This is a genomic window from Achromobacter sp. 46006, assembly GCF_059761975.1.
Map to the genome: position 1 here is coordinate 153930 of NZ_JCBANN010000003.1, position 20867 is coordinate 174796.

Below are 20867 nucleotides of genomic sequence, written 5' to 3' on the forward strand. Positions count from 1 at the left end.
TCGAACAAACTGTGCGAAAACACAAACCACACCGGTGATAGGGGTATAGCCTCAAGCGATGACAATTCTGGCTTTCCCACCAAGGAATCAGTCGCAGTCTGTTGCGCGCGAACGACGAAAAAAAGCCACCCGCCGACAGGCGGGTGGCTGGGGTTTCATGGACAGCCGGGCGCCGAGGCCCGCCGCGGCGTGCGCGTCAGCCGGCCTTGACGGTCACGGCGGCGGACACGCGCTTGGCCTTGGCGCGCGCCGCGGCCACGTCTTCGGCCACCGCCAGGCCCACGCCCATGCGGCGCTTGACAAACGATTCGGGCTTGCCGAACAGGCGGATGTCGGTGCCGGGCTCGGCCAGCGCCTGGGCGACGTTGTGGAACGACACCGCCTTGGCCTCGACCCCGCCATAGATGACGCTGCTGGCGCCGGGCTGGCGCAGCGTGGTATCGACCGGCAAGCCCAGCAGGGCACGGGCATGCAGCTCGAATTCGTTCTGGACCTGGGTGATCATGGTGACCATGCCGGTGTCGTGCGGGCGCGGGCTGACCTCCGAGAACCAGACCTGGTCGCCGGCCACGAACAGCTCGACGCCGAAGATGCCCAGGCCGCCCAGCTCGGCCGTGACCGCCAGCGCGATCTCGCGGGCCCGCTCCAGGGCGGCGGGCGACATCGGGTGGGGCTGCCAGCTTTCGACGTAGTCGCCATCGACCTGCTTGTGCCCGATCGGCTCGCAGTAGCGCGTCTCGACCTGGCCGTCGGCGCCGCGCGCGCGCACCGTCAGCAGGGTGATTTCGTAATCGAAGCGGATGAACCCCTCGACAATGGCGCGGCCCCCTCCCACTCGGCCGCCTTCCTGGGCATAGCGCCAGGCCGAGGCCACGTCGTCCACGGACTTGATCACGGACTGGCCCTTGCCCGACGAGGACATGACCGGCTTGATCACGCAGGGATAGCCGATGCCGGCGTCAATAGCCTGGCGCAGTTCGTCCTCGGTGTCGACGAAGGCGTAGGGCGAGGTGGGCAGGCCCAGGGTCTCGGCCGCCAGGCGGCGGATGCCCTCGCGGTTCATGGTCAGTTGCGCCGCGCGGGCGGTCGGGGTGACCCGCGCCACGCCGGCCGCCTCGAGCTCCACCAGCAAACTGGTGGCAATGGCCTCGATTTCGGGGACAATAACGTGCGGCCGCTCCTCGCGGATGAGCTTTTCCAGCGCCACCGGGTCGGTCATCGACACGACGTGCGCGCGATGCGCCACCTGGTGCCCCGGCGCGTCGGCATACCGATCCACCGCAATGACCTCCACGCCCAGCCGCTGCAGGGCGATGATGACCTCTTTGCCCAGTTCGCCCGAGCCGAGCAGCATGACTCGGGTGGCCAGGGGAGACAGGGGCGTGCCAAGGACGGGGCTGGGAATGCTGGACATGGAGCGGGCCTGGAAAGGAAAGATTGATAGCCGGATGAAAGAGCCGCCAGGATGCCATACCCCCCAGCCCGGGGCAAACCCGCCACCTGATATTAAAATCCCCTGATGACCGACCATCCCACCACATCGTCCGAGACCGCGCTGGCATCTGCCCGCAGGACGCTGCAAATCGAAAGCCAGGGCATCCTGGACCTGTCCGCGCGACTGGACGACGGCTTCGCGCGAGTCGTCGCCATGCTGCTGGCCTGCCGCGGCCGGGTGGTGGTCAGCGGCATCGGCAAGACCGGCCATATCGCCCGCAAGATCGCCGCCACCCTGGCCTCGACCGGCACGCCCGCCTTCTTCGTGCATGCGGCCGAGGCGGTGCACGGCGACCTCGGCATGATCACCCGCGATGACGTCCTGATCGCCATTTCGTATTCCGGTTCCGGCCAGGAACTGCTCACCATCCTGCCGGTGGTCCGCCGCATGGGCGCCGGCCTGGTGGCCATCACCGGCAACCCGCAGTCCGAACTGGCCCAACTGGCCGACATCCACCTGGATGCCAGCGTGGCCCAGGAAGCCTGCCCGCTGAACCTTGCCCCCACCGCCAGCACCACCACCGCGTTGGCCCTGGGCGACGCGCTGGCCGTGGCCTGCCTGGAGGCGCGCGGTTTCGGCCCGCAGGACTTTGCCCGCTCGCATCCCGGCGGCGCGCTTGGCCGCCGCCTGCTGACCCACGTGCGCAACGTCATGCGCGAGGGCGACGCCCTGCCCGTCGTGGCGCTGGACACGCCGGTGTCGCAGGCGCTCGAAGTCATGTCCGCCAAAGGCATGGGCATGACCGTGGTCTGCGACCCGCGCCACCACCCGGTGGGAATCTTCACCGACGGCGACCTGCGCCGCCTGATCGCGCGCTACGGAGACATCCGCAGCCTGACGGTCGAGGCCGGCATGACGCGCTCACCGCGCAGCATCAACCCTGACGCGCTGGCCGTCGAGGCCGCGCGCCAGATGGACGAACTGCGGCTCAATCACATGCTGGTGCTGGACGCCGACGGCGCCCTGCTCGGCGCCTTGCACATGCACGACCTGATGGCCGCCAAAGTGGTATGACTATGACCCTTCCTTCCTCGATCACCCACCCCGCCGAAGCACTGGTCCTGGCCCGCATTGCGCCGGCCATTCGAGAACGCGCCGCCGCCGTGCGCCTGATGGTCTTCGACGTGGACGGCGTGCTGACCGACGGCGGCTTGTATTACGGCGAGACTGGCGAAGTGCAGAAACGCTTCCATTCGCTGGACGGCCACGGCCTGCGCCTGCTGATGGAAGGCGGCCTGAAGGTCGCCCTGATGACCGGCCGCTCCGGACCCATCGTGGCGCGCCGCGCCGCCGAACTGGGCATTTCCGAGGTCATGCAGGGCGTGCGCGACAAGGGCGCGGCCCTGGCCGAACTTGCGCAACGCAGCGCGGTCCAACTGGATCAGACCGGCTACATGGGCGATGACATCATCGACCTGCCGGCCATGCAACGCGCGGGCTTCGCCGCCAGCGTGCCGAATGCCCCCGGCTACGTCAGCCAGGCGGCCCACTGGATCGCCACGCAACCCGGCGGCAGTGGCGCGGTGCGCGAGTGCTGCGACCTGCTGCTGGCGTCCCAGGGCCGACTGGGCGGCTTCCTGGCCGCGCCGGGGCTGCTCGGCCCGGGCGCCATCCAGTAAAGCGCCCCCACCCACGCAGACCCGATGAAAGACCGTTTCCCTTCCCTGATCGCGCTGTTCCTGCTGCTGGTGCTCGTCGCCAGCACGTATTGGGCCGCCGATTACGCGCAGCGCGCCATCCAGACGGATCCGCCGCGCCGCGTCACGCACGAAATGGACGCCTGGTCGCGCAATTTCGTGATGCTGCGCACCGACGCCACCGGCCGCCCCATCAACCGGCTGGAGGGCGAGTACGCCGAGCATTTCCCCGACGACGACTCGTATCACATCACCCAGCCGCGGGCCATCGGCCAGCGCGAAGCCAACCCCATCACCGTGGGCGTGTCCAAGACCGCCATCATGGAGCAAGGCGGCAAGCGCATCGTCATGAACGGCGACGCGCACGTACACCGCCAGCCCGACGCCAACAACGACGTGCTGGACGTTCGCAGCCAGCAACTGATCCTGCTGCCCGACGACGACGTGGTCTACACCGACCTGCCCGCCGAGGTCATCAAGGGCCGCTCGCGCATGAACGGCAAGGGCATGCACTACAACAACAAGACACGCCAATTGCAGGTCTCGGCCTCCACCGACGTGGAAATCGCCGGCACGGAAAACAAGTCGCGCCGCCAGGCCGAAACGCCTGCCAACTCCTCTGAGCAGAAAAAACCATGACCGACCTCCGGATTCGCATTGCCCCCACCACGCGCCTGCTGGGCGCGGTGCTGCTGATGGCATCGGCAGTGGCGCCGGCGCTCGCGGCCGACCCCCAGCCGGCCGCCGGCGCGAGCAAGGCCGCGCCCGCCGAGGAACCCACCACCACGATCCTGTCGGACACGCTGCACTACGACGACGTCAAGAAGCAAAGCGTGTTCACCGGCAACGTCAACATGACCCGCGGCCTGATGACGCTGACTTCCGACACGCTTGAAATGCACGAGGACGCGGCCGGCAACCAGTACGGCACCGCCACCGCCAACAAGGGCAAGGTGGTGACCATCCGCCAGGAACGTCCCGAGAACTTCGAACTGATCGAAGGCAAGGGCCTGCGCGCCGAATACGACGGCACCAAGAGCACCTTCGACCTGATCGGTCAGGCGGTGGTGGTGCGGTACGTCTGTGGCAAACCCTTCGACACCATCCGCGGCGACCGCGTACGCTACAACGAGAAGAGCGGCACCTACGAGGCCCAGGGCGGCCCGAACTCGTCGGCCGCCGGCGGCCGGGTGCGCTCGGTGGCCGAACCACGCGCCAAGGCGGACGCCGCCATCGCCGAGTGCCGCAAGCAACAGGCCTCGAAGAAGGGGCGCTGAAGCGCCTCCCACGTCACCCATACGCAGCCACGATGAACCAACCTTCAGTGCAGACTCCCGTGACCTCCGCCCCTTCGGGCGTCAAGCAGGGCAGCCTGCGCGCAACCGGCTTGCGCAAGACCTACAACGGCCGCACGGTGGTGCAGGACGTGTCCCTGTCCGTCTCCAGCGGCGAAGTGGTCGGCCTGCTCGGTCCCAATGGCGCGGGCAAGACCACCAGTTTCTACATGATCGTCGGCCTGGTGCCGGCCGATGCCGGCCGCATCGAGATCGACGGCTCGGTCATCACCGCCATGCCGATCCACAAGCGCGCCCGCATGGGGCTGTCGTACCTGCCCCAGGACGCCTCGGTGTTCCGGCGCCTGACGGTCGAACAGAACATCCGCGCGGTGCTCGAGCTGCAACTGGGGCCGGACGGCCGCACGCTGTCCACGTCCAAGATCAACGAACAGATGGAACTGTTGCTCGAAGAGCTGCAGATCGGTCATATCCGCAGCAACGCCGCCATCTCGCTGTCGGGCGGCGAACGCCGCCGCGTCGAAATCGCGCGCGCCCTGGCCACCAGCCCGCGCTTCATCCTGCTGGACGAACCGTTCGCCGGGGTCGACCCGATCGCCGTGATCGAGATCCAGCGCATCGTGCGCTTCCTGAAGGGTCGCGGCATCGGCGTGCTGATCACCGACCACAACGTGCGCGAGACACTGGGCATCTGTGACCGCGCCTACATCATCAGCGAAGGCAAGGTGCTGACCGACGGCCATCCCGACGAAATCGTCGGCGATCCGGCCGTGCGGCGCGTCTACCTGGGCGAACACTTCCGCATGTAACTCCTCCCCGGATTGGGGAAAGTCCCAGGGCCCCGCGCGGTCCCTGGGCGCGCCCCTGGGCGGCCGCCACGAAAATGCCATGAACTTGCGCTAGGTCAGCTTGTTTTCTCGGCCCGAGTCTATACACTAGTATCAAACGAACCTCTCAAACAAGGAGAACGCCTAACGACCCCAACCGCGCCTTCCGCGCACCATTTTTTCCTCTTTCAGAAGGAGAGCACACTATGAACCTGAGCATCTGCGGTCGTCACCTCGACGTCACCCCGGCCATCCGGGAATATGTCATGAACAAACTGGCGCGAGTGCTGCGGCATTTCGATCACGTCATCGATACCCAGGTCATGCTCTCAGTAGAGCCCCTGCGGCACAAAGCCGAAATCACCATGCGTCTTAGCGGCAAGGACATTCATTGTGAAGCGACCGATGAAAACCTCTACGCGGCGATAGACCTTCTTGCTGACAAAGTCGACCGTCAGGTCATCAAGCACAAGGACAAGGTACGAAGCCACTCGGCAGAGTCCGTGAAGCGGCAAGCGGCGAGCCTCTCGCCAACCCAGTAACACCGCGCTTCATGACCCGCTCGCCGTGCGAGCCAAACAGCGATTCCTGAATCCTGCCTAAGTCCCGGTGTCCCGCTAGACGCATAGTCCAGCCGGGGCATCGGCAAACGCCCCCTTCTTTGCCCCCCATTCCCCCGCCCCCCTGCCGCGCGGCGACATCCATCCCCGAATTCCCCGACCTTGCCGACCCCACCCATATCGCGCAGGTATACCTGCCTGCGCACGAAGAATGCCCACAATCGGGCACTATCGGTCTATGCTGTCGCTCTCGTGCCGGGAGCGGCGGACTGATCCAGGAGGGTGCGGACCGCCAGGCAAGCGCCTCCGACCGGAGTTTTTTTGCAGTGCGTCATATAACCCTATAATGATCCGATGAATCATTTGTCGCGCATCCTTCCCGCCGGCAACGTCGTCCTCGATATGCTCGCTACGAGCAAGAAACGCGCGTTCGAACAGGCTGGCCTCCTCTTTGAAAACAACCACGGCTTGGCACGCGCGCTCGTGTTCGACAGTCTGTTTGCACGGGAACGCCTGGGCTCCACCGCCTTGGGACAAGGCGTGGCGGTGCCGCATGGCCGCGTCAAGGGCCTGGAGCAGGCACTGGCCGCCTTCATCCGGCTGGCCCAGCCCATTGCCTTCGACGCGCCGGACGGCCAGCCGGTCTCGATGCTGCTCTGTCTGCTGGTGCCCGAAACGGCCACCCAACAACACCTGGACATCCTGGCCGAACTGGCGCAGCTCATGTCCAACAAGGCCCTGCGCGAGGCCCTGGCCACCGAGCCCGATCCGGCCGTCGTGCACAAGATGCTCACCACCGGCCAACTCTGACCCCTCGCGGAAACGCTGCCATGCTCACGGTGCAGGAACTCGTCGACGACAACGCCGACAAAATCCCCTTCAACTGGATTTCAGGCCAAGGGGCCGCGGACCGCGCGATTCCCGATGACGGCATGGCGGCCGCCGACCTGGTGGGTCACCTCAACCTGATCCACCCGTCGCGCATCCAGGTGTTCGGCCAGGAAGAACTGGCCTACTACACCCGCTTCGACCTGCGCCGCCGCATGCACCACATGGACGAGCTGCTGATCGGCGGCGTGCCCGCCATCCTGCTGGCCGACGGCCTGACGCCACCGCAGGACCTGGTGGACCAGTGCGACCAGCACCAGGTGCCGCTGCTGTCCACCCCGGTGGCGGCTGCGCAGTTGATCGACCTGCTGCGCATCTACCTGGGCAAGAAACTCGCCCCCACCACCACCGTGCACGGTGTGTTCCTGGACGTGCTGGGCCTGGGCGTGCTGATCACCGGCGAATCCGGCCTGGGCAAGAGCGAACTGGCGCTGGAACTGATCTCGCGCGGCCACGGCCTGGTGGCCGACGACGCGGTCGAGTTCTCGCGCACCGCGCCCAACATGATCGAGGGTCACTGCCCGCAGCTACTGCAGAACCTGCTGGAAGTGCGCGGCCTGGGCCTGCTCGATATCCGCACCATCTTCGGCGAGACCTCGGTGCGCCGCAAGATGCGCCTGAAACTGATCGTGCACCTGGTGCGCGCCACGGCGCAGGACAAGTTCGAACGCCTGCCGCTGCAGGACATCACCCAGGACATGCTGGGCCTGCCGGTGCGCAAGGTCATGCTGCAGGTGGCCGCCGGCCGCAACCTGGCGGTGCTGGTCGAAGCCGCCGTGCGCAACACCATCCTCAAGCTGCGCGGCATCGACACGCTGGGCGAATTCATGGAACGCCAGGCCATGGCGATCCTGCAAAGCAGCAAGTGAACGCGCGTCGCCACGCGGCACCGTGAGCCTGTACGAGAAACTCGCCAACGAAATCGCCCGGTCGATCCACGACGGCGTGCTGCGCGTGGGCGACAAGCTGCCATCTGTGCGCGATGCCTGCGCCAGCCGCGGCGTCAGCCCGTCGACGGTGTTCCAGGCCTACTACCTGCTGGAAGCCCGCGGCCTGATCCGCGCCCGGCCACGCTCCGGCTACTACGTCAACGCGCGCGGCGACAGCCTGCCGCCGGAACCCGACACCTCCTGTCCCGACGGCGAATCGACCGAACTGGCGATCAGCGAGCGCATCTTCGACATTCTCGATTCCGTACGCAACCGCGACGTCACGCCGCTGGGCTCGGCCTTTCCCTCCCCCCTGCTGTTCCCGCTGCCGCGGCTGGCCCAGGCCATGTCGGCGCATCTCAAGCGCCAGGACCCGCTGGACACGATGGAAGACCTGTCGCCCGGCAATCCCGGCCTGCGCCGGCAGATCGCATTGCGCTACCTGATCGCCGGCATCAACGTACCGGCCAACGATATCGTGGTCACCAATGGCGCGCTGGAAGCGCTCAACCTGTGCCTGCAAGCGGTGGCGCAGCCCGGCGACACCGTCATTGTCGAAGCGCCCACCTTTTACGGGGCGCTGCAGGCGCTCGAGCGCCAGGGGCTGAAGGCGCTGGAAGTGCCTACGCATCCGCGCACCGGCGTCGACCTGGGCGCGATGGAAACGGCCATCAAGCGCCACGCGCCCAAGGCCTGTTGGCTGATGACGCAGTTCCAGAATCCGCTGGGCAGCCTGATGCCCGAAGACAAGAAGCGGCAACTGGTCGAACTGCTGGCGCGCCACCAGATCCCGCTGATCGAAGACGATGTCTACGGCGAGCTGTATTTCGGCGCGACACGGCCAGTGCCCGCCAAGGCCTTCGACAAGCAGGGCCTGGTGCTGCATTGCTCGTCGTTCTCCAAATGCCTGGCGCCGGGCTACCGCATCGGCTGGGCCAGCGCGGGCCGCTACACGCAACGCGTGCAACGGCTGAAACTGTCCTCGACCCTATCGGCATCCAGCCCGGCGCAAGGCGCCCTTGCCGAGTACCTGGAACAGGGCGGCTACGACCGTCACCTGCGCCGGCTGCGCGAAACGTTGCAGGCGCAACAGGATCTGATGGCCAATGCCATTGCGCACGCGTTTCCCGCGGGGACTCGCGTCACCCGTCCGCAGGGCGGTTTTTTCCTGTGGCTGGAAATGCCGGCGGCGGTGGATGCCCTGGCCCTGCACCGGCAGGCGCTGGCGCGCGGCATCAGCGTCGCGCCGGGCCCGATCTTCTCGGCCAGCGGCCAGTTCGGCAACGCGCTGCGCCTGAACTACGGCCACCCTTGGGACAACGCCCACGCCGACGCCATCCGCGCCCTGGGCGAAATGGCGCGCGCGGCCTGCCAACCGGCCGCGCGATCGTCCTGATCAGTTGCGCGTCGAGGCGGCGCGGGCGCGCTTGACCTCCAGCGGTGTCACGCCGCCGGCCTGGTTGCCCCAGCTATTGCGGATGTAGGACACCAGCATCGCGACGTCGTTGTCGTTGAGCAGTTGGCCAAACGGCGGCATGCCGTGCGGCCGCGGATTGGCCGCGGTGGCAGGCGCGAAGCCGCCGTCCAGCACCATGCGGATGGCGTTGACCGGTGACGGCGCGGTTACCGACGGATTGCCGGCCAGCGCGGGCCAGGCGCCGGGGCTGCCCTCGCCCGCCGGCTGGTGGCATTGCGCGCATTGCTGGCGGTAGATCTTGCCGCCCAGTTCCATGGTCGCCGGCGAGACCGGCGCGGCCGGCCGCGCCACCGCCGCGGGCGTCGCCGGCAGCGACTTCAGATACACGCCCATCGCCAGCGCATCGTCCTCGGTCAGGTGCTGGGTGCTGCCCAGCACCACCTCGGCCATCGGACCGCTGGCGCTGGAATGCGCCGCCATGCCGGTGCGCAGCAAGGCCGCGATGTCTTCGGCAGACCAACGCCCCAGGCCCGTCTGCGGGTCATTGGTCAGCGGCGGCGCGTACCAGTCCAGTATCGGAATGATGCCGCCGGCCAGGCCGTCGGCCACGCGCGTCGCGCCCAGGCCGTTGCGCGGCGCGTGACACGCGGCGCAATGGCCCAGGCCTTCGACCAGATAGCGGCCGCGATTCCATTGCGTCGACTGGCCTGGGTCCGCTTCCTGCACGCCCGGCCGGAAATACAGGGCGCGCCAGGCGGCCAGCAGGAGGCGCTGGTCGTATGGAAAATCGAGATCGGGCGCGCGGCTGGGCTGGTGCACCGGCGTGATCGTGCGCAGGTAGGCAAACAGCGCATCGGCGTCCGCCCGCGTGACGCGCGTGTACTCGGTGTACGGGAAGGCCGGGTACAGCAGCGTGCCGTCTCGCGACTTGCCATTGTGCAGCGCCTGCCAGAAATCATCCGCGCTCCAGGCGCCAATGCCGGTCTTGTCGTCGGGCGTGATGTTGGGGCCGTAGATCGTGCCGAACGGCGTCGGGATGGGCGTGCCGCCCGCATAGGCCTGGCCGCCGCGCGCGGTATGGCAGGCCATGCAATTGCCGGCCAGCGCCAGGTAGCGTCCGCGCTCGATGCGCTGCTGCGGATCGGCCGGCGCCGTGGCCGCGCCGGTGCTGGCGTCGTCGCGTGTGCCGAGCCAATACAGGGTGCCCAGCGCGATCACGATCAGCGCCAGCAAGGTGCCCAGGATTCGCTTCATCAGTTTCATCCGGCGGCCCCTCAACGTTGCGCCTGGCTGCCGCACTCGGCGGGCAGGCGCAGGGCGCCGGCAGGCTCGGGCGCATAGGAGTCGGCCACTGGCTGCGACGACAGCCAGGCCGCCAGGGCGCCGATGTCTTCGGGCGTGAGCTTGTGGGCGATGTCCGCCATGCAATCCGGCGCGGCCGCGCGGCGCAGGCCGTTCTTCCAGCTACCAATCTGCGAGCCGACATAATCGCGCGGCAGGCCCAGCAGGCCCGGGATGGCCGGCAGCGCCCCGCCCAGCGTGGCGCCGTGACAGGCGGCACAGGCCGGCAGGCCACGGGCGGTATCGCCCGACAGCGCCAACTTGCGACCGGCCTCCAGCGTGGCGGCGGAAACCTCGGCGCGCGCCGGCGCGGGATAAGGCACGTGCTGGTCCGCGAAATAGGCGGCCATCTCGTGCAGATAGGCATCCGGCAGGCCGGCCAACAGGTGCGCCATGGGCCGGTACTGGCGCCTGTCGTCACGGAAATTGAGCAATTGGTGGTAGAGGTACTCCTGCGGCTTGCCGGCCAGGCGCGGGTAATAACCGTCGGCTCCGGCGCGGCCCTGCTCGCCATGACAGGCGGTACAGGCCGCCACCCGGGCGGCCATGGTGCCTGGCTGCAGGACAGGGGGCGCGTCCTGGGCCAGCGCGGGCGCGGCCGAAAAGGCAACAACGGTGGCGGCCAGGAGGCGGGTTTTCGCCCAAAACCGCGGCAGTGAAACACTACGAAGGGAAATGAGGGCTAACATCTAGGGCCAGTTAACACTAAGTCGAATTCCAACCCCCGGCGTCGCGTGGCGGCGGGGCGCGTAGGTGAATCGGTCGTGCGCGGGTGCCCAAGCTTAAGCCGGCCCCGCCAGGCAGTACAGGCGCAGATTCGCAGTTTACGGCCATATCAGATGCCAACCCCCGGCATCCCCCTGGAAAAGCGTGCCACAATCATGTCCATGTTGAAAGTCGTCCTCGTTACCGGCATCTCAGGCTCAGGCAAGTCGGTTGCCCTGCGCATGCTCGAGGACGCCAGCTACACCTGCGTCGACAACCTGCCCGTGCGGTTCCTGGCCGAGTTCATCGCCAATGCCCGAGACGATGGCCTGGAACGCGTGGCGGTGGCCATCGACGTGCGCTCGCCCGGCGAGCTGGCCGAACTGCCCGACGTGGTCACGGCGCTGCGCGCCATGGGAACCAGCCTGCGCGTGGTGTTCCTGGACGCCAGCACCGACACCCTGGTGCAGCGCTATTCCGAATCGCGCCGCCGCCATCCGCTGACCGACCGGCTGCAACGCGGCGGCACGACGCCGTCCCTGACCGACTGCATCGCGCTCGAACGCGAACTGCTGGCGCCGCTGCGCGAGCAGGAACACGTCATCGACACCTCCGAACTGACGCCCGGCCAGTTGCGCGCCTGGATCCGCGACCTGATCCAGGCCGACCGGGCGCCGCTGGTGCTGACCTTCGAATCGTTCGCGTACAAGCGCGGCGTGCCGCGCGATGCCGACCTGGTGTTCGACGTACGCTGCCTGCCCAACCCCTATTACGACCGCAACCTGCGTCCCCTGACCGGGCGCGACGAGCCGGTTGCCACCTGGCTCTCCGGTTACGAGCAGGTTGGCCAGATGATCGACGACATCACCGGTTTCCTCAACCGCTGGTTGCCGCAATACACGCAGGACACGCGCAACTACCTCACGGTCGCCATCGGCTGCACCGGCGGCCAGCACCGTTCGGTCTATGTGGTCGAACAACTGGCCAAGCGCTTTGCCGACCACGATCCGCTGCTGGTGCGCCATCGCACCCAATTGCCCGACGAATCCGCATGACCCTGTCCCGCCCGCTCCATATCCTGATGATGCTGTTGCTGGCCATCGCCGTGGCCGGCTGCTCTTCCACCGGGGGGCGCAAGAAAGGCGGCGGATACTACAAGGACGATGGCCCGGATGCCAATCCGCCGTCGAACCTGGATCAGGTGCCGGACGCGGTGCCGCGCATCGAACCCTATGCCAGCGGCGCCAACCGGCCATACGTGGTGTTCGGCCAGCGCTACGTGCCCGACACCAGCGGACAGCCCTACAAGCGCCAGGGCATCGCCTCGTGGTACGGCAAGAAATTCCACGGCAACGCGACCTCGATCGGCGAACCCTACGACATGTACGCGATGACGGCCGCTCACACCACGCTGCCGATCCCCAGCTATGCGCGCGTCACCAGCCTGGTCAACGGCAAGACCATCATCGTGCGGGTCAATGACCGGGGGCCGTTCCACAGCGACCGTATCATGGACCTTTCTTACGTGGCGGCCTACAAGCTGGGCATCATCGGGCCGGGCAGCGGCCAGGTCGTGGTCGAGAGCATCACGCAGGACGACATCCGCCGCATGGCCTCGCAAGGCGCTCCGGCGCCGGCCCCCGCTTCGGCAACCGGTTCCACGCCGGTCGCCACGCCCGTCGCCGCGGTCCCGATGGCGTTGGAGCCACAGCCGCTGGCACAACAACAGCCGGCCCCCGCGCCGGGGGCCGTGCCCGTGCGTCACGGCGGCAGCGTCTACCTGCAAGTTGGCGCGTTCAGCCAGCCCGCCAATGCGCAATCGCTGGTCAGCCGAATCAACACCCAACTAAGCGCCGCGGGCGCCCCTCCGGCCGCCGTCGAACAATCCAACAACCTGTACCGGGTCAAGATCGGCCCTTATCCCGATCGCCAGAGCGCGCTGGACGCGGTGCAATTGGTGTCGGACCGCATCGGCATCACGCCCAGCATCGCCGCGCAATAGCGCGCCGGCCGGTCTCAGGCCGGCGGCCAGTCGAACGCGGGCTGCTCGAACGGCAATTGCGCTTGGCCATCACAGACCCGGCGCGCGCGCGGATTGCGGCTCAGGTATTGGCTGCCTTCGTGCCTGAGCAGGGCCTGCTTGCGCGGCAGGCCGCCGCCGAAGCCGGTCAGCGAGGTGTCGGCGCCGATGATGCGGTGGCACGGAATGATGATGATGACGGGATTGCGGCCCACCGCACCGCCAATGGCCTGGGCGCCCTTGGGACGCCCCACGGAGCGCGCCAGTTCGCCGTAGCTGGCGAGCTGGCCGAAGTCGAGCTGGCACAATGCGCGCCAGACCTCGTGCTGGAACGGCGTGCCCACCGGGTCCAGCGGCACCTCGAAATCGCGGCGCCGGCCGGCGAACCAATCCTCCAGCTCGCGCCGCGCCTGCTCCAGAACCGGATGGGATGGGGCGCGGGTCCAACCTTCGGCCGGCGGCAGCGACGCCTGGTCGGTGAACCAGGCGCCACGCAGGCCCTTGCCGCTGGCGACCAGGCGCATTTCGCCCAGGGGCGTAGGCATGTCGCGGTAGAAGATCGGCTCCCCGGCTTCGCCGGAACGCTTGCGGGCCTCTGCGGTATAGATCATGGACATTACGAATGCTTGCGGGCCAGCGCCCGGTTGTACAGGACATCGCGCGAGACGCCGGTGACCTTGGCCGCGACTTTGGAGGCGTCACGCACCGACAGCGTTTCCAGCAGCGCATCGAGCAGGGCGTCGGCGCGCGGATCGGCGTCTTCATCTGCCTCGCGGCCGTCCTGGGCGTGCACGATCAACACGAATTCGCCCTGCTCCCGATGGGCATCGGCCGCCAGCCAGGCCGCAGCCTCGCCCAGCGCAAAGGTGGCGATTTCCTCGAAACGCTTGGTCAGCTCGCGCGCCACCGTCAACAGGCGGGCCGGACCACAGACTTCCAGCAGGTCGGCCAGCGTGGCTGCCAGGCGGTGCGGCGACTCGAACATCACCACCGGCGCGGGCAACGCGCACCAGGTGCGCAGCCAGCGCTGGCGCGCCGTGGCCTTGGGAGGTGGAAAGCCGGCAAAGGCATAGGCCGGATTCTCGTCGCTGGTGACGCCGCTGCCCATCAGCGCGGCGATTACCGCGCTGGGGCCGGGCACCGGCACCACGGCGAAGCCGGCCTCGCGCACCGCGCGCACCACGCGGGCGCCGGGATCGCTGACCGCCGGCGCGCCTGCGTCGGACACCAATGCCACCCGTTGGCCCTGGGCCAGTCGCTCGCAGATGGCCTGTGCCGCCGCCGCCTCGTTGTGCCGATGGGCCGCCATCAGCGGCGTGCCGACGCCCCAGGCGTCCAGCAGCGTGCGGCTGGCGCGGGTGTCTTCCGCCGCGATCACGTCGGCGCGTTGCAGCGCATGCCAGGCGCGCAGCCCCAGGTCGCCCAGATTGCCGATCGGTGTGGCCACCACATACAGCGTCGAGGCCGGCCAATGCTGCCCGGCCACGCGTTCAGCAACGCGGGTCCAGGCGTCGCCGGCCACCGGGGGTGAGACATTTTGATTCATTGCAACCTACTTACGCGGAAAACCATGCCAGTGTAGCCGCCATCGCCCCGCGTTTCGGAACAGCGACAATGGATGACACCTTTGCTTTCGAACTTGCCCTGGCGGCGCGCCGCCGGGCCGCCAGGCGCCGGCGGCGCACCCCGCCAAGGCCTCGACCGCGGGATGACGCGCCCGCTCCCAGGCGCTCGCCGCGCCAGCGAATCGGCGACAGCCACGAAGATGCCGCGCTGCGCCTGCTCCAGGGCGCAGGCCTGGTGTTGCTGGCCCGGAACCTCGCCTGCCCGGCGGGCGAGATCGACCTGGCCATGCGCGACGGCGACGTTCTGGTGTTCGTCGAGGTGCGCGCGCGCCGCGACGACGCCTACGGCGGCGCCGCCGCCAGCATCGGCCGCGACAAACAGGCGCGGCTGGCGCGCGCCGCGGCGCACTGGTTGCCGCGGCTGGCCCGGCACTACTGGCGGGGAACCATGCCGGCCGCCCGCTTCGACGCGGTGGTGTTCGACGGCGACCGGGTCCAGTGGCTGCGCGCCGCCTTCGAGCTGGCTTGATCCCGGCCCGCCCGTGAGATAATCGCGCCCATGGATATGACCTCTCGAATGACGTCGCACTTCCGCGACGCCATGGCCACGTACGAACAAAGCATGAACGTGCTGGCCGAGCCGCTGGCGATCGCCGTGGACGTGCTGTTCGGCGCCCTGGCCAACAACGGCAAGATTCTGGCCTGCGGCAACGGCGGCTCGGCTGCCGACGCGCAACATTTCATCGCCGAGCTGGTGGGCCGCTTCGAGCGCGAACGCCTGCCCCTGGCCGGCATCGCCCTGAACACCGATACCTCGATCCTGACCGCCGTCGGCAACGATTATGGCTTCGACGAGGTCTTCGAACGGCAGGTGAACGCCTTCGGCCAGGCCGGCGACGTGCTGGTGGCCATTTCCACCAGCGGCAACTCGCCCAATGTAGTGCGTGCCATGGAAGCGGCCGCCAGCCGCGAGATGCATGTGCTGGCCCTGACCGGCAAGGGCGGCGGCGTGATGGGGGAACTCATCACGCCAATGGACGTCCATCTCTGTGTTCCCAGCGATCGCACCATGCGCATCCAGGAAGTCCATATACTGTTGTTGCATGCGCTTTGCGACGGCATTGACGCTCTTCTGCTTGGAGACACCGAATGATTTCTGACGTCCGCACCGCCGCCCGCCCCCTGCTGCTTGCCGCGGCCCTGTCCGGCGCCACCCTGTCGCTGTCCGCCTGCGCGCCCCTGATCGTCGGGGGGGCGGCCGCCACCACCGCCGTGGTGGTGACCGACCGGCGCACCTCCGGCATCCAGCTCGAAGACCAGAACATGGCCTTCAAGGCCCAGAGCCAGATCTCGCAAAAGCTGGGAGACACGGCGCGGGTCAATGCCATGGCCTACAGCGGCCACCTGCTGCTGACCGGCGACGTGCCCACCGAGGAAGCCAAGTCCCAGGCCACCGCCATCGCCCAGGGCGTCGAGAACGTCAAGCAGGTGATCAACCAGCTCAACGTCGGTCCGATCGCGTCCTTCGGCGTGCGCTCGAACGACACCTGGCTCACCTCCAAGGCCAAGACCGCCCTGCTCAACACCAAGTACGTGCCCTCCGGCACCATCGCCGTCACCACCGACCACAGCGTGGTCTACCTGATGGGCAAGGTGACGCAGGCCGAGGGCGACTACGCCGCCAATGCCGTGGCGGACCTGAGCGGCGTGGCAAAGGTGGTTAAACTGTTCGAAATCATCAGCCGTGAGGAAGCGATCCGCCTGTCGAACAGCGGCGGCCAATCGGCCACCACGGAAACCAAGGCCCCCATCGAGAGCGGCGCGGGCGCTGCCGACAGCAGCAACGCGCCCAGCAGCGGTGGCAGCGCCGTAGAGGCCATGCCCATCAAATGAAAAAAGCCATCGTAGCCCTGGCCGTCCTGGTGGCGGTCGGCATCGGCGCCTGGTTCGTCATGCGCCCGGCACAGACCGCGCCCAACGTAACCTTCACCACGCTGGACGGCAAGACCTTCTCCATGCAGGACTTGCGCGGCAAAGTGGTGCTGGTGAAGTTCTGGGCCACCAGCTGTGTCACCTGCGTCAAGCAGATGCCCGAGACCATCTCCGCCTACAACGAGTACGCGGGCAAGGGTTACGAGGCCATTGCGGTGGCCATGGACTACGATCCGCCCAACTACGTGCTCAACTTCACCGAGAGCCGCAAGCTGCCCTTCCCGGTGGCGCTGGACACCAAGGGCGACATCGCCCGCGCCTTTGGCGACATCCGCCTGACGCCCACGGCCTTTCTCATCGACAAGCAGGGACGCATCATCAAGCGCTACCTGGGTGAATACGATGTGGCCGAGTTCCACGCCACCGTCGAAAAGGCCCTGGCGGCGGGTTGAACCCACCATTCCCGCCGCCTCGCTCGACCGCCCGCCCGCCGGGCGGTTTTCATTTGGCCGCGCCCTGGCGCAAAGCGGCCCGCGGCCAGGCCACGGCGCTCCGTCATGCCCCAGGCCAAACACAGGCCGATGCCTGAAAAGAAACCGCCCGCATCGGCGGGCGGTTCGTGCACAGGGTGATGGGCCCGCCGCTATCAGAACGCCGGCACCACTGCGCCCTTGTACTTGTCGAGAATGAACTTCTTCACCTCGGGCGAGTGCAGCGCATCGACCAGCTTCTTGATTCCCGGCGCGTCCTTGTTATCGGCGCGGGTCACCAGGATGTTGGCGTAAGGCGAATCGGCGCCTTCGATGAACAGCGCGTCCTTGGTCGGCACCAGGCCGGCTTCCAGCGCATAGTTGGTATTGATCAGGGCCAGATCGACGTCGTCCAGCGAGCGCGGCAGCATGGCGGCCTCGAGTTCGCGGAACTTCAGCTTCTTGGGATTCTCGACCACGTCGGCGGCGGTCGCCAGGATGTTGGCCGGGTCCTTCAGCTTGATGATGCCCTGCTTCTGCAGCAACACCAGCGCGCGGCCGCCATTGGACGGATCATTGGGGATGGCGACAATGGCGCCGTCCTTCAGCTCGGACAGGCTCTTGATCTTCTTCGAATAGCCGCCAAAGGGCTCGACATGCACCAGCGCGACCGGCACCAGCGTCGCCTTGCGATCCTTGTTGAAGGTATCCAGGTAAGGCTTGTGCTGGAAGAAATTGGCGTCGAGCTGCTTGTCCACCAACTGCAGGTTGGGCTGGACGTAGTCGTTGAACACCTTGATGTCGAGATCCACGCCTTCCTTGGCCAGCTGCGGCTTGACCACCTCCAGGATCTCGGCGTGCGGCACCTGGGTGGCGCCCACCACGATTTTTTCGGCATGGGCGGCGGTGGCCGCCACCAGCAAAGCCGACGCGATCAGGGCGGAACGGACGAAATTCAAACGCATGAGTTGCCTCTTTTATAGGTAGGAATTGGGGGCAAATGCCCTGCCGGTGTGGAGAATCCCCCTCGTGAGGAGCGCTCCGTTGCGAAAACGCCCCCAATTTACCCCAATGCCGGTTATTTGTCGGGCATATGATCATGGGTTTAAAGCATAAGAAACCTGCGGGTACTACAATCCGTCGTATGCTTGCGCTACCGCGTTGCCAACGCGTTCCTGTGCAGGCATTTTTTACTGCCGGACCCCACGCCCCCATTGGGGGGCGATGCCTTGGCGCCATCACCGGCGCGGGCTTTCAACCTCTAACTTTCATACCCTACTTATTGCCGACTTAGCTGCCATGACCGACACCCCCGACCCTGCTGCCGTCTCGTCTCCCGCTGTCAAAGCCGCGGTGCTCTCCGAAGCACTGCCTTATATCCGACGATTCCACGGCAAAACCATCGTGGTCAAGTACGGCGGCAACGCCATGACGGAAGAGCGCCTGCAGCGCAGCTTCGCGCATGACGTGGTGTTGCTCAAGCTGGTGGGGCTGAACCCGGTGGTGGTGCACGGCGGCGGTCCGCAGATCGACGACGCGCTGCGCCGCATCGGCAAGCAGGGCACCTTCATCCAGGGCATGCGCGTCACCGATGCCGAGACCATGGAAGTGGTCGAATGGGTGCTGGGCGGCCAGGTCCAGCAGGACATCGTCATGATGATCAACGAGGTCGGCGGCAAGGCCGTGGGCCTGACCGGCAAGGACGGCGGGCTGATCCAGGCCCAGAAGAAGTTGATGGCCAACAAGGAGAATCCCGCCGAGCCGATCGACATCGGTTACGTCGGCGACATCACCCTGGTCGAGCCGGCGGTGGTCAAGGCCCTGCAGGATGACCAGTTCATCCCGGTCATCTCGCCCATTGGGTACGGCGAGGACGGCACCGCCTACAACATCAACGCCGACGTGGTCGCCGGCAAGATGGCCGAAGTGCTGGGCGCCGAAAAGCTGCTGATGCTGACCAACACCCCGGGCGTGCTGGACAAGGCGGGCAAGCTGCTGCGCAGCCTGTCGGCCCAGACCATCGACGAGCTGTTCGCCGACGGCACCATCTCGGGCGGCATGCTTCCCAAGATCTCGTCCGCGCTGGATGCCGCCAAGAACGGCGTCAACTCGGTGCACATCGTCGACGGCCGCGTGCCGCACTGCCTGCTGCTGGAAATCCTGACCGACCAAGGCGTTGGCACGATGATCAGCTCGCACTGATGCGGGCGCTGCGCACCCTGCTGCGGCCGGCGGTGCGCCAGCGCCGCTCGCGCCGCATGGCCACGGGCGCCTCGGAGCGCCTGTGGCTGTTCGATCTGGACAACACGCTCCACGATACCTCCCACGCCATCTTCCCGCAGATCGACCGCGGCATGACCATGGCCGTGGCCGAGGCGCTGGATGTGGACATCGACACCGCCAACGCCGTGCGCAAGCAGTACTGGCAGCGCTATGGCGCGACGATGATCGGCATGGTGCGTCACCACGGCATCGACCCGCACGCCTTTCTGCACCGCAGCCATGACTTCGATGTCGACCCGCTGGTGCGCGCCGAGAAAGCGCTGGCCTACAAGCTGCGGCAACTGCCCGGCCGCAAGGTTCTGCTGACCAACGCGCCGCTGCATTACGCACGCGCCGTGCTGCGGCGGCTGGGCATCCTGCGCCAGTTCGACAGCCTGTGGGCCATCGAGCACATGCGCCTGCACGGTGAATTCCGCCCCAAGCCATCGCCCGCGCTGTTGCGCCATGTGCTGGCGCGCGAAGGCGTGCCGGCGCGCCGGGCGGTGCTGGTCGAAGACACGCTCGCCAACCTGCGCGGCGCCCGCCGCGCGGGGCTGCGTACCGTGCATGTGTTCCATCCCGGCACGCCCTTCGCCCGCGGCCGCTCGCAGCGGCCGGCCTATGTCGACTTGCGGGTAAACTCCGTCAGTGAACTGCTGCTGCGCCGGCGTCCCCTGCGGGGTTGAGCGCCAGCGCCTTCCCCACTTCCACCGTCAGCCTGCGTAGAACCAGACCCGTCCATGGCGAGCAAACCCGGCGAGCGCAAGACCCAGATTCTGCAGACCCTGGCCGAGATGCTGGAGCAGCCGCACGCCTCGCGTATCACCACGGCGGCCTTGGCCGCGCGGCTGGCGGTCTCGGAGGCGGCCCTCTATCGCCATTTCGCCAGCAAGGCGCAGATGTTCGAAGGGCTGATCGAATTCATCGAGACCAGCATCTTCACGCTCGTGAACCAGATCGCCAGCGCCGAACCCTACGGCCTGTCGCAGGCGCACCAGACGGTGGCGATGCTGTTGACGTTCTCGGAACGCAACCGCGGCATGACGCGGGTCCTGACGGGCGACGCCCTGGTCACCGAGGACAACCGCCTGCAGGAACGGATCAATCACATCAACGACCGCATCGAGGCATCCTTGAAGCAGTCGCTGCGCATCGCCGTCACCGATGGCGGCCTGCCGCCCGAAGCCAACGTGGCCGCGCATGCGAGCCTGCTGACCCACCTGGTGCTGGGGCGCTGGTTGCGCTATGCCCAGAGCGGCTGGCGCGTCGCCCCCACGCTGCACCTGGACGAACAGTTGCGCCTGGCCCTTGGTTGACGTCGGCCTGTGGCCTATTCGCTTGTCAACACGAACGAATTAATGCGCAGAAGCCCCTGACACGCCCTTATTTGTTGGTATTTACGCAACATTCGCAGGGTTGCGGGGATCGCGAGCCGACGAGCATAATCCCCTGATCAGGTTTCCGACAAGTACGATTGCTTCTCTGATTGACACGCATCAATACGGGTTTTCCTTAATGCCGTCA

General features: G+C 67.1%; 24 protein-coding genes. 18 read left to right on the forward strand and 6 right to left on the reverse strand.

Annotated elements, in window-relative coordinates; genetic code table 11:
- Positions 1-196: 196 nt before the first annotated feature.
- Positions 197-1414, reverse strand: a complete 1218-nt coding sequence (purT, locus tag AC6LKG_RS03060; RefSeq protein ID WP_498162619.1) for a formate-dependent phosphoribosylglycinamide formyltransferase — start codon at positions 1412-1414, stop codon at positions 197-199.
- Positions 1415-1519: 105 nt separating this feature from the next.
- Here purT and AC6LKG_RS03065 point away from each other — a divergent pair, with 105 nt between their 5' ends.
- The 9 genes from AC6LKG_RS03065 (at position 1520) to AC6LKG_RS03105 (ending at position 9027) form a co-directional block, all read left to right on the forward strand.
- Entirely contained in the window at positions 1520-2509 is a 990-nt protein-coding gene (locus tag AC6LKG_RS03065; RefSeq protein ID WP_498162621.1) for a KpsF/GutQ family sugar-phosphate isomerase, read from the forward strand.
- A gap of 2 nt (positions 2510-2511) precedes the next feature.
- The gene (locus AC6LKG_RS03070; RefSeq protein ID WP_498162623.1) at positions 2512-3114 is read left to right on the forward strand and encodes a KdsC family phosphatase; all 603 of its coding nucleotides are present in this window, start codon (positions 2512-2514) and stop codon (positions 3112-3114) included.
- A 24-nt stretch (positions 3115-3138) separates the two neighbouring features.
- On the forward strand, positions 3139-3771 hold the full coding sequence (gene lptC, locus AC6LKG_RS03075) for an LPS export ABC transporter periplasmic protein LptC (protein WP_498162625.1): 633 nt from the start codon (positions 3139-3141) through the stop codon (positions 3769-3771).
- Positions 3768-4409 carry a lipopolysaccharide transport periplasmic protein LptA gene (gene lptA, locus AC6LKG_RS03080; protein ID WP_498162627.1) on the forward strand — a complete coding sequence of 214 codons (642 nt, stop codon included), beginning with the start codon at positions 3768-3770 and terminating at the stop codon, positions 4407-4409. The genes lptC and lptA overlap by 4 nt, the downstream gene beginning before the upstream one ends.
- A 32-nt stretch (positions 4410-4441) precedes the next feature.
- Positions 4442-5236: an LPS export ABC transporter ATP-binding protein gene (gene lptB / locus AC6LKG_RS03085; RefSeq protein ID WP_498162629.1), complete on the forward strand. Its 795-nt coding sequence runs from the start codon at positions 4442-4444 to the stop codon at positions 5234-5236.
- A gap of 224 nt (positions 5237-5460) precedes the next feature.
- Positions 5461-5796, forward strand: a complete 336-nt coding sequence (hpf, locus tag AC6LKG_RS03090; protein WP_498162631.1) for a ribosome hibernation-promoting factor, HPF/YfiA family — start codon at positions 5461-5463, stop codon at positions 5794-5796.
- A gap of 372 nt (positions 5797-6168) precedes the next feature.
- Positions 6169-6624, forward strand: a complete 456-nt coding sequence (locus AC6LKG_RS03095) for a PTS sugar transporter subunit IIA (RefSeq protein WP_175141303.1) — start codon at positions 6169-6171, stop codon at positions 6622-6624.
- Positions 6625-6644: 20 nt separating this feature from the next.
- On the forward strand, positions 6645-7571 hold the full coding sequence (hprK, locus tag AC6LKG_RS03100) for an HPr(Ser) kinase/phosphatase (RefSeq protein WP_006216298.1): 927 nt from the start codon (positions 6645-6647) through the stop codon (positions 7569-7571).
- A gap of 22 nt (positions 7572-7593) precedes the next feature.
- A complete protein-coding gene (locus AC6LKG_RS03105) occupies positions 7594-9027 on the forward strand; it encodes an aminotransferase-like domain-containing protein (protein ID WP_498162633.1) in 1434 nt (477 codons plus the stop codon).
- On the opposite strand, the gene AC6LKG_RS03110 is transcribed toward AC6LKG_RS03105, so the two are convergent.
- Positions 9028-10311, reverse strand: coding sequence for a c-type cytochrome (locus AC6LKG_RS03110; protein ID WP_498162635.1), 1284 nt, complete (start codon positions 10309-10311; stop codon positions 9028-9030).
- Between the two features lie 11 nt (positions 10312-10322).
- The gene (locus AC6LKG_RS03115) at positions 10323-11078 is read right to left on the reverse strand and encodes a c-type cytochrome (protein ID WP_498162637.1); all 756 of its coding nucleotides are present in this window, start codon (positions 11076-11078) and stop codon (positions 10323-10325) included.
- Positions 11079-11276: 198 nt separating this feature from the next.
- Between AC6LKG_RS03115 and rapZ the strand changes: the two genes are divergently transcribed.
- Both rapZ and AC6LKG_RS03125 read left to right on the forward strand, forming a co-directional pair.
- Positions 11277-12149 (forward strand): RNase adapter RapZ, encoded by an 873-nt coding sequence (rapZ, locus tag AC6LKG_RS03120; RefSeq protein ID WP_498162681.1) that lies wholly within the window; start codon positions 11277-11279, stop codon positions 12147-12149.
- Positions 12146-13096, forward strand: coding sequence for a septal ring lytic transglycosylase RlpA family protein (locus AC6LKG_RS03125; protein ID WP_498162639.1), 951 nt, complete (start codon positions 12146-12148; stop codon positions 13094-13096). Before rapZ ends, AC6LKG_RS03125 begins: the two co-directional genes overlap by 4 nt.
- A gap of 14 nt (positions 13097-13110) precedes the next feature.
- Here the strand turns inward: AC6LKG_RS03125 and AC6LKG_RS03130 are convergent, their stop codons facing one another.
- A complete protein-coding gene (locus tag AC6LKG_RS03130; protein WP_498162641.1) occupies positions 13111-13725 on the reverse strand; it encodes a methylated-DNA--[protein]-cysteine S-methyltransferase in 615 nt (204 codons plus the stop codon).
- Positions 13726-13730: 5 nt separating this feature from the next.
- Positions 13731-14660 (reverse strand): 16S rRNA (cytidine(1402)-2'-O)-methyltransferase, encoded by a 930-nt coding sequence (rsmI, locus tag AC6LKG_RS03135; protein ID WP_498162643.1) that lies wholly within the window; start codon positions 14658-14660, stop codon positions 13731-13733.
- A gap of 68 nt (positions 14661-14728) precedes the next feature.
- Here rsmI and AC6LKG_RS03140 point away from each other — a divergent pair, with 68 nt between their 5' ends.
- Genes AC6LKG_RS03140 through AC6LKG_RS03155 form a run of 4 tightly spaced genes read left to right on the forward strand, consistent with a single transcriptional unit; the run spans position 14729 to position 17063 of the window.
- Entirely contained in the window at positions 14729-15208 is a 480-nt protein-coding gene (locus AC6LKG_RS03140) for a YraN family protein (protein ID WP_498162645.1), read from the forward strand.
- A 30-nt stretch (positions 15209-15238) separates the two neighbouring features.
- Complete coding sequence (locus AC6LKG_RS03145; RefSeq protein WP_006389868.1) at positions 15239-15832, forward strand: phosphoheptose isomerase; 594 nt, start codon at positions 15239-15241, stop codon at positions 15830-15832.
- Entirely contained in the window at positions 15829-16572 is a 744-nt protein-coding gene (locus tag AC6LKG_RS03150) for a BON domain-containing protein (RefSeq protein ID WP_498162647.1), read from the forward strand. Before AC6LKG_RS03145 ends, AC6LKG_RS03150 begins: the two co-directional genes overlap by 4 nt.
- On the forward strand, positions 16569-17063 hold the full coding sequence (locus AC6LKG_RS03155) for a peroxiredoxin family protein (RefSeq protein WP_498162648.1): 495 nt from the start codon (positions 16569-16571) through the stop codon (positions 17061-17063). Before AC6LKG_RS03150 ends, AC6LKG_RS03155 begins: the two co-directional genes overlap by 4 nt.
- Before the next feature lie 194 nt (positions 17064-17257).
- Here AC6LKG_RS03155 and AC6LKG_RS03160 read toward each other — a convergent pair whose 3' ends face one another.
- Positions 17258-18046 (reverse strand): MetQ/NlpA family ABC transporter substrate-binding protein, encoded by a 789-nt coding sequence (locus tag AC6LKG_RS03160; protein WP_498162650.1) that lies wholly within the window; start codon positions 18044-18046, stop codon positions 17258-17260.
- Between the two features lie 334 nt (positions 18047-18380).
- Here AC6LKG_RS03160 and argB point away from each other — a divergent pair, with 334 nt between their 5' ends.
- From argB to slmA, 3 genes are read left to right on the forward strand one after another with little or no spacing between them, the layout of a single operon-like run.
- Positions 18381-19283 (forward strand): acetylglutamate kinase, encoded by a 903-nt coding sequence (gene argB, locus AC6LKG_RS03165; RefSeq protein ID WP_498162652.1) that lies wholly within the window; start codon positions 18381-18383, stop codon positions 19281-19283.
- Entirely contained in the window at positions 19283-20029 is a 747-nt protein-coding gene (locus AC6LKG_RS03170) for a pyrimidine 5'-nucleotidase (RefSeq protein WP_498162654.1), read from the forward strand. Before argB ends, AC6LKG_RS03170 begins: the two co-directional genes overlap by 1 nt.
- A gap of 54 nt (positions 20030-20083) precedes the next feature.
- A complete protein-coding gene (gene slmA, locus AC6LKG_RS03175) occupies positions 20084-20659 on the forward strand; it encodes a nucleoid occlusion factor SlmA (RefSeq protein ID WP_236755536.1) in 576 nt (191 codons plus the stop codon).
- Positions 20660-20867: the final 208 nt, after the last annotated feature.